This is a genomic window from Acidisarcina polymorpha (assembly GCF_003330725.1).
Taxonomy (GTDB): domain Bacteria; phylum Acidobacteriota; class Terriglobia; order Terriglobales; family Acidobacteriaceae; genus Acidisarcina; species Acidisarcina polymorpha.
Window position 1 is genome coordinate 4,322,758 of the sequence record NZ_CP030840.1, and the last position, 16,487, is coordinate 4,339,244.

A 16,487-nucleotide genomic window follows, 5' to 3' on the forward strand; every position below is an offset into this window, starting at 1 on the left:
CTCCCTAATAGTTATCCGGGTCCGGATGCCAGTCCGACATTCCGCGAACGTATGGTCGGCCTCCGTCTACACCATATTCTTCCCAGAAATTTGTGCTCGTTTCCACTTGCTTGTTGATGTTGAAGCCATTCCTCAAGAAGAACCACGGTTTGTAAAAGCCAAGACCATTCAAGTTGGCAGGGTCCAGCGGACGAAAGAGACCAGTCGCGTCATAAAACGACGAAGACGGTAGCTGCGAGGTGTCACTGGTCGGGCAGTCGGCAGAAGCGTTCTGGTCCTGCATCATCCAAATGTCCCACCACACATCCGTGGGATAGAGGTTGCCAAAATTGACAGAGAAGGCGACGCTTGATCCAGGCCCGTCAATCGGTGCACCGGGGATGAATGCATACGAGTCCGGATTGACGCCCTGAAGATTGGAGAGACCCTGGAAAAACCCGCATTGCGGAGAGCCAGGACGAAAGAGGTCGCCTTCGAAATTTCCCGGTGTGCCGGGATCGGTATAGCGGTAATGGGTGATGCTATAGCTCACCGGCAAGAGTTGCGAATAGAAGCTTCTCCGAATTGCGCTGTCGTAGACGGTCAGAATGGCGCCCGCGGTTTCCGGCTTCCAGACGAGCTGGTTCATTTGGATCGGAATCGCGACGGCCTGGAGGCGTCCCCAGTCGGAGACGATCCGGGAGTAGTCCTTGCCCATCGTCGTGAGAGTTGCAGCGTATTGGTTGGCCTGGGTCTGCGCCAACTCGCTCACATCGATCTGATCGTGTGCCTGTTCCTGAAGCGAGCGCCCGTTCGGGTCAAAGGTACGTTTGGCTCCCTGGTCCATGATAAGGTCGGCAAGGCCAAATTCAGCATTCACGTACCCCGTTATGATCGAAGGGCCAGGCACAAAGCCGGCCGCGATGTTGAGGAGAGGACCGGCAATCTTGAAGCCATCTTCGACGTCACTGCGCCAGTTTCCGCCGGGAACCGAAGCGCTAGTCACATACTTTATGCTTCCAAGCACTTCGCTGCTTACTTGTTGAAGCAAGAGCGAGACGTTCGCCTGCTGGTTTTGAAGAGTGCCAAGGCCATTATCCTGGTATTGCCGAACCAGCCCAACGTATTGGATTTCCGTCAAAAGCTGCGTCCTGGCTGTATCAAACTCCGACTGCCCGAATCCAAGTGGACACTGGGTATTGTCCTGGTTAGCACAGTCAGCCGGAATCTGGAGGTTCGTAATCAGCGTGAGCCATTCCGATGGAGATTGATTCAGATTGGCATAGGCTGCTCTTATGTCACTGCAGCCGGACACGCAGTTCAGCAGTTGCTGGCTGATCCAGGCATAAGCCGTCTTCAAAGCGTTCGAGTCGGTTGGTCCGGTGAGCGGCCACGCGATCGGGAGCATGGTGGGGGCGGAGGTAAGGGCAAGTGTGGTGTTCGAAAGAAGCCCTCCGCTCGTGGTGCTCACGTTGGCGCGGTAGTATCCGTCGTTGCCTTCTTCGAGCGTCCCTTCCATGTTCCCGGCGGTGGGCGAAATCATCGTCTCGCGGTTGATATGCAGACTGGCCTCGACTGCAAGCGGATTGGGCACTGCACTATCATTCATCCACCATTGCCCTACCAGGTTAGAGTCGTCTTCCGGCACTACATCGGGAGTAAATTGGTCGTAGATGTTGTTGGCGTATCCTGGATAGTTGAGCGATGTGAACAGAGAGTAGGTGCCGCCTATGTCCTGGATCGATTGGGCGACGCGGTCCCACACGTCCTGCATAGTAGCCGGATGACTGCCTGGATCAAAGGGATCGGGCATGTTATGGTCGAGCGATCCGATGCTGCCGACAAAGATGATGTACCGGCGTGAATTGAACTTTTGGATGTCGGTGATCAGCTGGTGGAGGGGATAGAGCGTCGTGCCGTCCGGGCTCGTACAGCTTGGCTGAGCCTGTGATGGCAATGTGCATCAAGCCGTGTTGGTTCGTACTGAGCAGGAGTTAGAGGAATAATTGGTGGGTAAGAGAGATGCATTTACGCCCCTCTCGAGAGGAGAGGGACGAACTTCCAAAAGCAGGTATGGGAATTGCTGTTCGACATCCCGTTCGGAGAGACACCCACTGACAGCCAACTTGCGATCAGGTGGGAAGCCGAGGGCCTCGAGATAGTAACTCATCGCGGATTCTGAAATGGTGTTAGTAAGTCTCGCGCTGGTTTCCACCAATGAGACCCCACAGCGAAGAACAGTTCACTTAGTTCGCGTTAGCGATCGATAAGCTTCGCATGGACTGCGGGATAGCGTTCGCCTTCGACCTTGATTGCGGAGGAGGCTGCTTCGAGAGCCTGCACATCGTTCGTAGTGAGCTCGATGGATGCGCCGCCGAGATTCTCTTCGAGCCGGGAGAGCTTGGTTGTGCCGGGAATTGGGACTATCCACGGCTTCTTGGCAAGCAGCCATGCGAGAGCGATCTGTGCAGGTGTGGCGTTCTTCTGCTTCGCAAACCCGGTGACTACGTCGACGAGTGCCTGATTGGCCTTGCGGTTTTCCTCGCTGAAGCGCGGAACAATCGCACGAAAGTCGGTGCTGTCGAACTTGGTGGAGGCATCGATCTTGCCGGTGAGAAAGCCTTTACCCAAAGGGCTGAAGGGAACGAAGCCTATGCCGAGCTCTTCGAGCGTAGGCATGACGGACACTTCGGGTTCGCGCCAGAAAAGGGAATATTCGCTTTGTAAAGCGGTCACAGGCTGCACGGTATGCGCGCGGCGGATGGTCTTCGCGCCCGCTTCCGAAAGGCCGAAGTGTTTCACCTTGCCTGCTTCAATGAGGTCCTTGACGGCGCCGGCGGTGTCTTCAATCGGTGTGTTGGGGTCGACTCGATGCTGGTAAAGAAGGTCGATGGTGTCGGTCTGCAGGCGTTTAAGGGAGCCTTCGACGACCTGCCTGATGTGGTCGGGACGGCTGTTGGTCGCAGTCCATTTACCCTCATTCTTGGGATCAGCTTCAAAGCCAAACTTGGTGGCAATTACAACGTCTTTGCGGAAGGGGGCAAGGGCTTCGCCGACGACTTCTTCGTTGACGAACGGGCCGTAGACTTCGGCGGTGTCGAAGAAGGTGACGCCGCGCTCCAAGGCGGCGCGGATGAGCTTGATCGCTTCGGACTTTTCCGTGGCGGGGCCGAGGCCGAAGCTGAGGCCCATGCAACCGAGGCCAAGTGCTGAGACTTCAAGGCCGCTTTTTCCTAAGGTGCGCTTCTGCATTGTTTCTCCTGGTCGTGTCGTTCTCTGTTTGAACATATACAAGTTTAAAGAGATACATTCTATGAGACTAGAGGCTATCTGATTTAAAGAGCTATGAGTAAAATGCATGAATCATGAAGAATGATTTGGGAGAGCTCTCAGCGTTCGCGATCGTGGCGGAAGAACGTAACTTTACGCGCGCCGCCGCACGGTTGGGCATTTCACAATCCGCTCTTAGCCACTCCATTCGCGGCCTTGAGAAGCGGTTAGGACTTCAACTGCTGGCGCGAACAACGCGTAGTGTCGCTCCCACCGCTGCTGGCTCGACGCTACTCTTGGAATTGGCCCCTGCGTTGGAGAGGATTGAGCAAGCACTCGCGGAGACACGGAAGCAAAAAGATACCCCATCGGGTCGAATTCGGCTCATCATCCCAAGAACAGCAACCAAAGCGGTAATCGTACCCAAGCTGGCACAATTTGCTCGGAGTTACCCAGAGATCGTGCTGGAGGTTACATCTTCGAACGACCCAGTCGATCTGGTTGCAGGAGAATACGACGCAGGTGTACAGCTCGGCGAATTCATTCAAAAAGATATGATTGCGGTCCGAGTAACCAGAGAATTGCGTCTCGCCGTAGTCGGATCTCCCGAATATTTCAAACTGAACAGCATCCCGAAACATCCACAAGACTTAAAAGATCATTCGTGCATTGGATTTCGCTTCAGCAAGGGCCTGTACCGATGGGAGTTCGAAAAGGGGCGCAAGTCATTAACCGTAAGTCCGCAGGGGCCCGCATCGTTTGATGATCCAGACCTTGTTATCCAGGCAGTATTAGAGGGCGTAGGAATCGGAACAGCCATGGAAGACAGTCTCAAGGGTCTGATGGCAGAAGGACGCTTGGTTCAAGTCCTGAAAGATTGGTGCCCATCTTTCCCGGGCTATTTTCTCTACTATCCCAGCCGGCGAAATCAGCCTGCCGCGCTAGGTGCGCTTATTGACTCACTTAGACTCGATTCGTAGCAGGAATCATTGATTCTCGCCGCTGGGCCGGAAGTCGATGATAACGACACGTGAATTGGTTCATGCGTCGCCTATCATAATTTTGGTCGGCTGTAGATCGATCAACAGCAATAGGGGTGATCAACCTGGCCAACCTCACCTCAGTCGACCAATTGCTAAGCTGCGACAGGAAGATATGTTCCCGCTTTGCTCCTGCAAGTTTGGTGGTACGGTTACAGCCCCGGCCTAGTCCAGAGAGCTTAGGCTAGGCCGGGCTGCGGTTTTGAAAAACGTGGAGTTACACCACGGACGGCAAGCGATCATATCGATCCAGGTTCATCACCTTGTTCCAGGCGGCAACGAAATCCTTGACGAACTTCTCGTGTGAATCGGCACAGGCGTAGACCTCCGCCGTACCGCGTAGTTGGGAGTTGGCGCCGAAGATGAGGTCGGCGCGGGTGGCCTTCCACTTTACCTCGCCGGTCTTACGATCGCGGCCCTCGAAGGTGTCCTTTGAATCGGTGGTCGGCTTCCACGCGTATCTCATGTCCAGCAGGTTCACGAAGAAGTCGTTGGTCAGTGTCTCTGGACGTTCGGTGAAAACGCCAAAGTCCGTACCCCCGACGTTGGTCTTGAGCATGCGAAGACCGCCGATCAGTACGGTCAGCTCTGGCGCGGTCAAGCGCAGCAACTGAGCCTTGTCGAGGAGGGCGACCTCGGCGGGTTCCGGGCTCTTGTAGCCGTAGGAGCGGAAGCCGTCGATCTTGGGCTCGAGCGGCTGGAAGGACTCAACGTCCGTTTGTTCCTGCGAGGCGTCGGTGCGGCCGGCGAGGAAGGGAACTGTGATTTCGATGCCACCATCCTTGGCCGCCTTCTCGACACCCGCAGCACCCGCGAGGACGATCAGGTCGGCGAGCGAGATTTTCTTTCCGCCGGTGGCCGACGAGTTGAACTCGCTCTGAATAGTCTCGAGCGTCTTCAGCACACGAGCCAGTTGGGCCGGCTGGTTGGCCTCCCAATCTTTTTGCGGGGCTAGGCGAATGCGGGCGCCGTTTGCGCCGCCACGTTTGTCGGAGGCGCGGAACGAGGCGGCCGAGGCCCACGCGGTCGAGACGAGCTCGGAGACCGAAAGGCCAGAGGCGAGTACCTTTGCCTTGAGTGCGGCGACATCCTGATCATCGACCAGCGGGTGGTCGACCTTGGGAACAGGGTCCTGCCAGATAAGCTCCTCGGCCGGAACCTCGGGTCCAAGATAACGGTCGCGCGGACCCATGTCGCGGTGGGTCAGTTTGAACCACGCGCGGGCAAAGGCGTCGGCGAACTTCTCTGGATGCTCGTAGAAGTCACGCGAAATCTTTGCGTAGGCAGGATCCGCGAGCAACGCTACGTCGCTGGTCAGCATGGCCGGCTGCTTCTTCTTGTTAGGGTCGTGGGCATCGGGGATGGTGTTCGCGCCCGCGTCCCCCTTGGGTTTCCACTGATTCGCGCCGCCGGGGCTCTGGGTAAGTTCCCACTCAAATTTGAAGAGGTGGTCGAAGTATTCATTCGACCATTGCGTAGGCTTGGTGGTCCAGGTGACTTCGAGGCCGCTGGTGATCGCGTCCCCGGCGATGCCGGTCTTGTAGGCGCTGGTCCAGCCTAGACCCTGGTTTTCAATCGGAGCTCCTTCGGGCTCGTGCGCCAGGTGAGTACCCGGGCCGGCGCCGTGGGTCTTGCCGAAGGTGTGGCCGCCCGCGATCAGCGCGACGGTCTCTTCGTCGTTCATGGCCATGCGCCCGAAGGTGACACGAATGTCTTTGGCCGACCCTGCGGGATCCGGCTTGCCCTCGGGGCCTTCAGGGTTCACATAGATGAGTCCCATGGTGGTTGCGGCGAGCGGGTTGGCGAGCTCGCGTTCGCCGGAGTACCGCTTGTCGGTGCCCATCCAGGTAGCTTCGGCGCCGAAGTCGACATCGTGATCGGGCTCCCACGTGTCTGGGCGGCCGCCAGCGAAGCCGAAGGTCTTAAAGCCCATCGTCTCGAGCGCGACGTTGCCGGCCAGGATCATCAGGTCGGCCCAGGAAATTTTCTTGCCGTACTTCTGCTTCACGGGCCAGAGCAGCCTGCGGGCGCGGTCGAGATTGACATTGTCAGGCCAACTGTTGAGAGGAGCGAAGCGCTGCTGACCGCGTCCGCCGCCGCCACGGCCATCATAAGTACGGTAGGTGCCGGCAGAGTGCCAGGCCATCCGTATAAACAACGGACCGTAGTGGCCGAAGTCGGCGGGCCACCAATCCTGCGAGTCGGTCATGACGAAGGCCAGATCTTTCTTGAGCCCTTCGTAGTCGAGCGTCTTAAACTCCGTGGCATAGTCGAACTCTGCGCCCATGGGGTCGGAGAGTTCGGAGTGCGCATGGAGCAACTCCAACCGGAGGTGATTTGGCCACCAGTCACGATTGGTGCGCGGTCCGCTTGGCTTGCTTACCGGGCTGGCTGCGATCGCTCCGTGGTCGACCGGGCATTTTGCTTCGGATGCTACTTGCGCGTTCACTTCGGATTTCGCTTGGGACGTAAATTCGGTTCCTGTGCTCGCCATCGAGTCTCTCCTTACGGTGTTGGGTGTTCAATGTTTGGATCTTTACGGCAGGCTGTTCACACTTGCCTGCCCACGGTGTGGTCGTAGGATTGAACTGCTCTTGCAGAAACTGCGATCGCCGGTTGCTCATCGAGCGAGCGCCGCCGCCCGCGCTCGCTGAGGCGCACGGTGCTTCGCCGCGCATTTTATGCAAAGTCCGCGTAAAATCACTTCGCAATCGCGAACTATCCGCTTACCAAGCGAGCCCGCGGCCGGCCGGGGTACGTCGTACCACTCAATGTCCTCAACATTTCCGCAGCCATCGCAGATGAAGTGATGATGCAGCAGGCCCTTGGCATCGAACCGCGCGGCGCGGCCCTCAACCGCCACTTCACGCACCAAGCCCGCCTGCACCAAGTCACGCAAGTTGTTATATGTAGTGGCCTTTGAAGAGCGGGGGTCGGTCCTATTCACGGCTTTGAAGATCTCGACGGCGGTGGGGTGCCTGTTCTGTTCCATCAAGAAGGCCATCACGGCATAGCGCTGCGGAGTGCAGCGCAGCCCACTGCTTTCCAGTGACCGTTTGATCGTCTCGGCATCCACTGCGCTTAGACTAACTCTAACTTGATACTCTGGCAAGACTGGGGATCTCGGGCCACTCTTGAAAGGCGAGATGCGAGATCATCTCCCAAAAGTAACGCTTTCATCGAGGCTATTACGGGCCAACCATTGCTTGATGAATACGCCGGAAGATCACCGCAATTAATGCGGACGAGCCAGACGCTTGGCACAATGCACGTTGCAGTCCCCGTCGCAGACTCCTGCCAGCGGTAGCAAGTCACAGCAACTTCAGAGCCGCTAGGAGGTCAGGATACAAACTGCCGGCTCGGGAATCACCGCGGCCGCCAAGTGCCACCAACAGACCGTCCAAACTGCTTTGTTTCCGTGACAAGTGATTTCATGTGCGACGGCCCTGAGGTTGGGCATCGCTGCAGACACCGATAATATCCTGCGCGCCTCTTTCGGCGCTCCACCGTCAAGCATCCGGTGTATCGGGCCTGATCAGAACTCGGGAAAGCCATTAAGACCATTTTCCTAGGCCGTCACCTGAATTCGATGGAGACTGACCCGGCGCTCTGGAACATGAGTGTGCTTCTCAAACTTAGGTTGACTTTGGCGCCGAACCGCTGCATCTTTAGTGTGCTTCGTCCACGGCGTTCGCGAGCGGTTCCACTGGAACGAGACGTTCAGCCCCCAACCAGGAAGGCAAGCTCCTATCTGGAGCTGCCTGCTTCCTACCCCCAGGAGCATTCCATGAGGAGCATCCCCTTTAAAGCTTTGATTCTCATTGCAGTCGACGTGCTGGCATTCGGCCAGGTTGCCGCTTCTGCCCAGACTGCCTCTTCTTCCGCCCTAAACTCTCAACCCACAACCAATTCCAAGTTGGCCGCCGTCAATCCGGCGGTGAAGGCGAACTTCGCCAAGCTGCCGCTCAGTTTCGAGGCCAATCAGGGCCAGACCGACGGACAGGTCAAATTCCTTTCCCGCGGACAAGGCTATTCACTCTTCCTTACCGACCGCGAAGCCGTTCTTGCGTTGCACAAAAATGAGGCGCAACCGGTTCATGGGCGCGGCGGCAAACCAGCATTTCCAGCGCAGGCCGGCAAGATCGATGTCGTCCGGATGGAGCTTGACGGCGCTTCGCAAGGAGTGCGCGTCGCTGGCGAAGAGCCGCTGCCCGGCAAGTCGAACTATTTCATCGGCAGCGACCCGTCGAAGTGGCACACCAATGTCCCAACCTACTCCAAAGTCAAGTACAACAACGTGTATCCCGGGATCGACCTGGTTTACTACGGCAGCCAGCAGCAGTTGGAGTATGACTTCGTCGTCGCGCGCAATGCTGATCCGAAGCAGGCGCGGCTGCGCTTCACTGGCGCCAGCAAGCTGAAGCTGAACCACGACGGCGACCTCGAGATCGTCGCCAGGGACGGCGAGATCGCCTTCCACAAGCCGGTCGCTTATCAGATGAAGGACGGCCAGCGCCAGCCGGTTGAAGGCCGCTTCCAACTGTTGACGAAGAATACGGTCGGCTTCGCCGTCAAAGATTACGATCATAGTCGCGAGCTGGTAATTGACCCGGTCTTGGGGTATTCGACCTACTTGAGCGGGAGCGGCTCGACGGGATATACCGAAGGGTTGGCCATCGCCGTTGATAACTCGGGGCAGGCGGTGGTGACCGGATTTACGAACTCAACCACTTTCCCAGTCACCAGCGGCGCCTACCAGCCGACGTTGGAGGAATTCGCCCAAGATGCCTTCGTGACCAAACTGAATTCGACCGGAACGGCGTTGATCTACTCCACCTTTCTCGGCGGCAGCAGTGGCGCCACAGGGAGCGCGATTGCATTGGACAGTGCTGGAGACGCTTACGTGGGGGGAAGCGCCTTTTCCGGCTACCCGACCACCCCCGGCGCGTTTCAGACCACCTACCACTGCGTTCCCAGCGCTTATTGCTCAATCGGCTTCGTTACCGAACTGAACCCGCAGGGCTCAGCCCTCGTGTTTTCGACGTACTTAGGTGGAAGCGGGCGCAACGGGGGATACGGCGACGCCGTTTTAGGTCTTGCACTCGACGTCAACAAGAACATTTATGCGACGGGATATACTGCCTCGCTCGATTTTCCGGTCACCTCTGGCGCCTTCCAGACGACCAACAAGGCCCCGACTGATCATCCCTACAATGCATTCCTGAGCAAGCTGAACGCGGGTGGCGCGCATCTGGTCTACTCTACATATCTCGGAGGAAGCGGCTACACTGGAGAGTATAGAGTGAGCGGCGACCGGGGCCTGTCCGTAGGGGTAGATGGCTCAGGTTTCGCCTATGTCGGCGGCCTCACGATTTCCCCCGATTTCCCAACGACCTCGGGGACCCTTCAAACCGTGTACTACGGCGGCGACTTCGGGACTGGATTTGTGAGTAAGTTCAACGCCGACGGCTCTTCGTTGCTCTACTCGACTTACATCAGCGGGACAAGGTACCCGACGCGAACAGACGCCGGCGATGTCGTGAACGCTATCGCCGTGGACAGTTCCGGCGACGCATATATCACCGGCAGCACAGTCTCCCTCAACTTCCCGGTCACCGCCAACGCCTTTCAAAAGGTCAAAAATTCGTTCGGCGCAAGCATTAGCTTTGTCTCCAAAATCAATCCAAAGGGAACCGGTTTCGTCTACTCGACCTACTTAGGCTCTCTCTATAACGTGGGGGATATCGACGACCAAGGCAATGGCATTGCGGTCGACGCGAACGGAGAAGCTACTGTGACCGGCGCTACCTTCGATGAGTACTTCCCGGTGACACCAGATGCCTTTCAACCGCAGAACCACAGCTATTCTAATTCGTTCGCCGCGAATGCTTTTCTAACTCGGCTCAATAGAGACGGATCGGCCTTGATCTATTCTACCTATCTAGGCGGCCATTATGAGGCCTCTGGATCGGCTGTAGCCCTCGACTCAGCAGACAACGCCTATCTGACGGGCATCACATCTGGCGGTGCCTTCCCGGTGTCAGTCGGCGCTTTTCAGCCAAAGTACTCTGGCAACCATGACTATTACAACGCGTTCGTCAGCGAAATTTACTTTGGGACGCTCCCTGCCCCGGTTGCTACCACAACGACGCTCTCCACCAGCGCGAACACCGTCCAGAAAGGCGTTCCAGTAACTTTAACTGCCCATGTCACGCTTGCCGACGGAACTGCGGTAACCCGCGGCGGCGTGAACCTCTTCTTGAATGGAAATGGACAATATTTCGACACAGTAGATCTGGACAGCGCGGGGAATGCCATCTTCACGACCTCTACCATTTCGCCGGGAACGTATAAAATTTCCGCAGAGTATGTTAACAACAGCAACGAATTGCCTAACTATGGACCCAGCGCGAGCCCGTCCCTGTCTCTAACTGTTTTGAGCCAGGTGGCGCCGCCGGTGTTCACTCCAGCGGGCGGCAACGGCAACAATCCAGTCGAACAAGTCTCGCTGAGCTCTGCGACCGTTGGCGCATCGATCCACTACACCATCAATGGTGGCACACCCACCCCCTCCTCCATGCTCTTTAATTCCTACAATCCGATCACCGTCGTCGGAACCATAAAGATCCAGGCGATCGCGGTCTATAACGGAACCTCCAGCGCGGTGGCGTCTGCTACTTACACCTCTCCAACTTACCCCACTACACCCATCATCAACTTCAGCCAGGGCTTCCCGCTTACTGCTGGAGTTGTGACGACGAATGGCAGCGCCTCGCTTTTCGAGGGCTACCTGAATCTGACTACGGATGGCTATGACCAGGCGGGCAGCTCTTTCTATGCAACTCCGGTCAATGTGCAATCGTTCACCACCGACTTCAGCTTCCACATATTGGAAGGTGGCATATCGGGAGCCGGCGGCGCGGACGGTTTCACATTCACGATTCAAAATGCAGGACCGAACGCTCTTGGCGGCGATGGCGCGGGGCTGGGCTTTGTGACCATCCAGAAGAGCCTCGCCATCAAGTTCGACATCTACAACAATGTGGGCGAGGGGCCGGACTCGACCGGACTCTACATCTGGGGACGCACCCCGACCGTCCCAGCCATCAACCTCTCAGGAACTGGGATCAATCTGGCAAGCAACGACATCTACGACGCCCACCTGACCTATGACGGCGCAATCTTGAACATGACGATCACCAACCTCTATACACGGGCTTCGTTCTCCTACGCCTGGGAGATCAATATTCCGTCCACGGTCGGGGGCCCGACTGCCTACGTCGGCTTTACCGGCAGCACCGGAGGGGAAACTTCGTTCAGCAGCCTTGACAGTTGGACCTACGAGTCCGGCTCTCCGGCGGCTCCTAACTTCGCCACCGGCTTTGAAGACGGCAATGGTGTATATCTCAACGGAACCGCTGTTCCCTCCGGATCCGCGGTCCAACTGACTACCGGCCTTAAGAACCAGGCAGGCAGCCTCTTTTTTCCAAATGCGCTCAACATTCAGTCTTTCACCTCGAAATTTGGCTTCCAAATCACCGATCCATCGGCCGACGGTTTGACTTTCACCATCCAGGGAGTAGGACCAACGGCGCTTGGCGGCACTGGAGGCGGGCTGGGCTACAACACCATCCCGAAGAGCGTGGCGCTCAAGTTCGACCTCTTCAACAATGCGGGAGAAGGCGTGAACTCAACTGGTATTTATACCGGAGGGACTACGCCAACACTTCCTTCCGTCGACCTCACGGGGACCGGAATCGACCTGCACAGCGGTGATCCGATCACCGTCGATCTTAGCTACAACGGCACCGTGCTCACGATGACAATCACCGATCAGATCACCAAAGCGCACTATACGCATCCATTCACCGTCGACATACCGGCAGCGGTCGGCGGCACAACTGCCTTTGTCGGATTTACCGGAGCGACCGGTGGTGAGACGTCCAAGCAGGGCATCCTTACCTGGACATTTACGCCGGGGAGTTAGACCAGCAACTCATATCAACACATTCGGCCTCTATCCTCGCAGTAAGCTCTCGCAGACAGAGGCCGGTGTCCTTGAAATACGCCTTGGAAGAAATAACCCCTGGTGTTGCAGTTGCATCTTGTGAGCACAACCAGTTCGTGATATCGCTAATTCTGATAGCTACTATCAGAAGAAACGGCGTTACCTGCCGCACAAGTCGTGTTTAGATAAACGGGGTCTGGATCATCGGCAGCTAGGACATGCTGGCGGCCGTGTGCGTCTCAGATCGCCGGCTCAACGGGCCGTCCAAGGGATGAGATTAGCGCAGGACGATGTAAGCAACTGTGTGCAAATCGAATGTAACAAAGGCACTGACTATTCAAGAAAGGTTATATCCAAATGGCTAGGTTTGCATTACTTGTTGAGTTGAAGGCTAAACCAGCCCGAGCTGTTTTCAATACGCCATAATGTACCAGTGCTGGCCTTGATGCTGTGCTTGCGCTAGCCCGAGTGCGGCTCAGCCAAACTCGAAAGCAGGCGGCCATCGGAGCTACAATTCAACTGCTTGTGGACAAGGATAATGAGATTGCCATATAGGCGTTTGACCGTTCACAAACCGGGGCCGAGCTGCATCGTGGTCCGCAACTAAAGGAAGGGGAATCTTCAAGAAAATGCGAAGCGACATGATACCTGGAGCTCGTTTTCCTGATTACGAGCTCACCGATCACACCGCGACACGTCGCAAATTGTCCGAACTTCAAGGCCTTGACCCTATGATCGTTGTGCTGAGTCGGGGAGGCTTCTGCCCAAAGGATCGACGCCAGAATGAGGGACTGATCGAGCTATACCGTGAGATGGAAGTTGGCTATTGCCGGCTTGTCACCATCAGCACGGATAGCCTCACGGAGACGAACGAATACCGCAGCGGAGTCGGCGCACACTGGCCCTTCTTGTCCGACGCGGGCCGTGTGGTTCAAAAGGACCTCGACATCGCCGAATATACAGACCCGCTCCACAATCCAATGATCCCTCACGTTATTGTTCTTGAGCCGGAGCTAATCATCCACAAGATCTACGGAGGGTACTGGTTTTTTGGAAGGCCCACCATGGAGGACTTGCGTCAGGATTTGCGCGCTGTCACGAAGAAATGTAGGGCAGACTGGGACATCACGACGCCCGAGATGAAGCGCGCGTGGCAGGAAGGCCGGAAGGAGCTCTTCTATCCATACGGTAAGACCTACGCCCAAACGATCCATGAGCAGGATTGATCCGCCTGCATCGGAATGCGAGAAAGCGCTTCCGTCCGAGACGGATTCACGAGTTTGTGACAGGACAAGTTCCGTTTCCACCATTGCCGGAGTGTTCATCCGTTCCTCGGTTCGAGTAGGTCCCTGATCTCTTCCTCGGTAAAGCGAGGCGTAATGTGCTGCGGGCAATTCCAATCGAAGGCCTCGACATGAATCACGAAGGCACGTTCGGGTAAGGCATTGGGTTCGGAGGTTCTGAGTTTTGCAATCAGCTCCTGCGCGGCGTCACCACCTTCCAAGATGGTTGTCCGCCCGAGAATTTTCAGACGCTGTTGTCCTACGTAATCCATCAGGAACAGGGCGACACGGTCGTCGTGCTGTAAGTTCCCAACACTGATGTATTGCCGATTGCCTCTCAGGTCAGCAAAGCCGAGCGTTTGGTCATCCAAGACGCGTAGGAACCCCTTAGGGCCACCGCGAAACTGGATGTACGGCCATCCGGTTTCGCTCACGGACGCCATGTAGAAGCCGTCGCGAGCTTCAATGAACTCTCGCTCGTCCTCACCTAACTGGCTACCCGGCTCGCCGCTTTCTTCTATCCGCTGGTATTGCCGGCGACTGCCGTGGAGTTCTTGCTGCCTCTTGACGAGAGGCGTAAAGGCGAGCTTCGCAAATTGCCGTCCCATGTCTTGTCTCCACTAGCCGCTCGCGCCACTACCGAAGATACCGCAAGCCGGATCGCAATCACATCACGCACACTCCTTGTACTTTACACCGGGCGGCGCTGACCGACATAGACATCCCCGAGCGAACTCATAATCGTGACCGCATCAAGCAGCACCAAGGTGGCAAACGAAAGCGAATCGAACGATTGCTTGAAGCGCATGTAGAACAACACCGGGTAGAAATGGTGGCCTCCTTCGTCGCCGCCATCTCAGCGGCTAGCTCCCAGAGCACTGACGTGCCGTGACTCCATTCGCCGCCTGGGGCCAAGCCTGCAACCAACACTGCCGCATCTCTGGTTTCGCAGGTGGCGAGGTAGACTTTGAGGGCAAACGTGTTCCTCTGTTGCAGCTGACTGTAAATCTGCATCAGGTACGTCAGCGTCAGCGACGTGACAGAAACTCCTACGATGGAGTTGAACAAGTAAATCAGGCGGTATCGCGAAATAGCTGGGAGAAGTCCGCCGAACCCACAATCGAGATGCTGCTTCCACCTGCATAGAGCGCAGCCACGAAGTCAGTAGGAGTTTTCCCGCTGCTTGAACGGATCGCGCTACCCAACACTGGATGGAACAAAAGGGCATTGCTCAGAGTGAGGCCTGCCATCCACATGAAAATCAGAGACAGAAGAATAACGGGACCACCGAACGATGCGATGCGCTCGCAATAATGCGGGAAGCTTCGGGCCACCACACGAAACGAACACCAGACTGTTCGCGCAAGCTGCGGACTTATCAGGCCGCTTTCCATCCTGGCATAAAGCACGGTAAGGAATACGTCCTTAACTGAAAATAGTGGCAAAGAAAACTGATGCTTACGCCCGCACGCTCGGCGATTGCATCGGTGGTCCAACCCTCAAAACCGCGCCTCTACAAAATGCTATCAGCAGCTGCGTCGAAAACAGCATTCACCGTCTCGGTAGTGCGCGACTGAGTGGGCGGTGGTTCTAGACGCTTGCGCATTGATCAACAAGTTGCTCTTTGTCTTTCGGCATCAGGCACCTGCATCAAGGGCGTTCTATTTTTCTGATGACGCCTGACCTATGCCGCAGAGAAGCGTCAGTTCTTGATGGTTTTCGCCTATCTTGATCGCTTTCGCCTATTCGCTTCCGCACATCCGCAACTACGCTCAAAGTCAACAGGATGGCGAATGTGAGGACGGCCACGAGATAGTGGCTCTGATCGCGTCAGCTCGGTCAACACAGCGTCAGGCCATGTGCTGATCTTCCCAACAAAAGGAGAAAACAATGAACGCATTCAAGTTTATTCGGAACGTCGTGGCGACGTGCGCAACATTAATCGCGATCGCCGGTCCCGCCCTCAACGCGTCGGCGCAGACAGCCCCCGCAACAGGAGTTAAGACCGTACTCCTCGTCCACGGAGCATGGGCGGACGGTTCGAGCTGGTCGAAGCTCATTCCATTGCTGGAGGCGAAAGGCCTGCATGTTGTTGCTGTCCAGATCCCGCTCACATCATTCGCAGACGACGTTTCAGCAACCCAGCGTGCCATCGCTCTCGAGGATGGGCCTTTATTGCTCGTCGGTCACTCGTACGGCGGGGCTGTCATCACCGAAGCTGGGAACGATCCTAAGGTGGCAGGACTCGTCTATGTGTCGGCAGTAGCTCCAGATCAGGGAGAGTCGGCTTTTGGTCTCATTACAAGCGTTCCAACACCTGTCGGCTCAGAGCTACGCCCAGACAAGAGTGGCTTCCTCAAACTGACTCCGAAGGGGATTGCTGAGGATTTCGCACAAGATCTTTCCGCCAAGGAGATTGCCGTTCTGACCGCAACACAGGTGCCAACAAGCGTTGCTGCAATGAAGGGAGAAGTTACGACTCCCGCCTGGAAGTCGAAACCGTCGTGGTACATCATCGCCGCAAATGACAGGACAATTTCGCCCGCTCTAGAAGCAGCTCAGGCGAATAAAATCGGTGCGACAGCAACCACTGTCCCCTCCAGCCACGTCATTATGCTGGCTCAACCGTCGAAAGTCGCGGCTGTGATTCTTGATGCGGCATCAAAAGCCAGTTCCAAGTAGAGTCACTGCAATTCTTTTTCGTCCTCGAGGAATGGATACGATCGCTCTGTCACACCTTGCAAGCAAGTCACGACAGAGCGCTTGTCCTGACCTTCCCAGGAAAAAGCATTCTCGATCAGTCTGTGGGAACAGCGAGTCCCGCATTGCTTCCAGTGAGCAGAGGCGAGAGATTGGACGTGCCCGGGCTCCGCTCTGCCTCTTTCGCACGCACGATTCAGCATTTGT

9 protein-coding genes and 1 pseudogene are annotated in these 16,487 nt (G+C 56.5%); 4 read left to right on the forward strand and 6 right to left on the reverse strand.

The genetic code is table 11. From position 1 onward, the window contains the following. Window positions 1-4: 4 nt before the first annotated feature. Both ACPOL_RS18320 and ACPOL_RS18325 read right to left on the reverse strand, forming a co-directional pair. A complete protein-coding gene (locus tag ACPOL_RS18320) occupies window positions 5-1,936 on the reverse strand; it encodes a hypothetical protein (protein ID WP_114208340.1) in 1,932 nt (643 codons plus the stop codon). A 299-nt stretch (window positions 1,937-2,235) separates the two neighbouring features. Beyond that, window positions 2,236-3,231: an aldo/keto reductase gene (locus ACPOL_RS18325; RefSeq protein WP_114208341.1), complete on the reverse strand. Its 996-nt coding sequence runs from the start codon at window positions 3,229-3,231 to the stop codon at window positions 2,236-2,238. Between the two features lie 113 nt (window positions 3,232-3,344). Between ACPOL_RS18325 and ACPOL_RS18330 the strand changes: the two genes are divergently transcribed. Beyond that, complete coding sequence (locus ACPOL_RS18330; protein ID WP_114208342.1) at window positions 3,345-4,229, forward strand: LysR family transcriptional regulator; 885 nt, start codon at window positions 3,345-3,347, stop codon at window positions 4,227-4,229. Window positions 4,230-4,506: 277 nt separating this feature from the next. Here the strand turns inward: ACPOL_RS18330 and katG are convergent, their stop codons facing one another. Together katG and ACPOL_RS18340 are read right to left on the reverse strand one after the other, a co-directional pair. Further along, entirely contained in the window at window positions 4,507-6,783 is a 2,277-nt protein-coding gene (katG, locus tag ACPOL_RS18335; protein WP_114208343.1) for a catalase/peroxidase HPI, read from the reverse strand. A gap of 126 nt (window positions 6,784-6,909) precedes the next feature. After that, the gene (locus ACPOL_RS18340; protein ID WP_236656865.1) at window positions 6,910-7,401 is read right to left on the reverse strand and encodes a Fur family transcriptional regulator; all 492 of its coding nucleotides are present in this window, start codon (window positions 7,399-7,401) and stop codon (window positions 6,910-6,912) included. A 675-nt stretch (window positions 7,402-8,076) separates the two neighbouring features. Here ACPOL_RS18340 and ACPOL_RS18345 point away from each other — a divergent pair. Both ACPOL_RS18345 and ACPOL_RS18350 read left to right on the forward strand, forming a co-directional pair. Next, window positions 8,077-12,276, forward strand: a complete 4,200-nt coding sequence (locus tag ACPOL_RS18345; protein ID WP_161557430.1) for a DUF7948 domain-containing protein — start codon at window positions 8,077-8,079, stop codon at window positions 12,274-12,276. Between the two features lie 650 nt (window positions 12,277-12,926). Beyond that, on the forward strand, window positions 12,927-13,523 hold the full coding sequence (locus tag ACPOL_RS18350; RefSeq protein WP_201758879.1) for a peroxiredoxin family protein: 597 nt from the start codon (window positions 12,927-12,929) through the stop codon (window positions 13,521-13,523). Window positions 13,524-13,618: 95 nt separating this feature from the next. On the opposite strand, the gene ACPOL_RS18355 is transcribed toward ACPOL_RS18350, so the two are convergent. Beyond that, on the reverse strand, window positions 13,619-14,188 hold the full coding sequence (locus ACPOL_RS18355) for a pyridoxamine 5'-phosphate oxidase family protein (RefSeq protein ID WP_114208346.1): 570 nt from the start codon (window positions 14,186-14,188) through the stop codon (window positions 13,619-13,621). 770 nt (window positions 14,189-14,958) lie between these two features. Beyond that, window positions 14,959-15,081, reverse strand: a pseudogene (locus tag ACPOL_RS36355) (hypothetical protein); the annotation flags it as partial. Window positions 15,082-15,470: 389 nt separating this feature from the next. On the opposite strand from ACPOL_RS36355, the gene ACPOL_RS18370 reads away from it, so the two are divergent. Then, complete coding sequence (locus ACPOL_RS18370; protein ID WP_114208348.1) at window positions 15,471-16,262, forward strand: alpha/beta fold hydrolase; 792 nt, start codon at window positions 15,471-15,473, stop codon at window positions 16,260-16,262. Window positions 16,263-16,487: the final 225 nt, after the last annotated feature.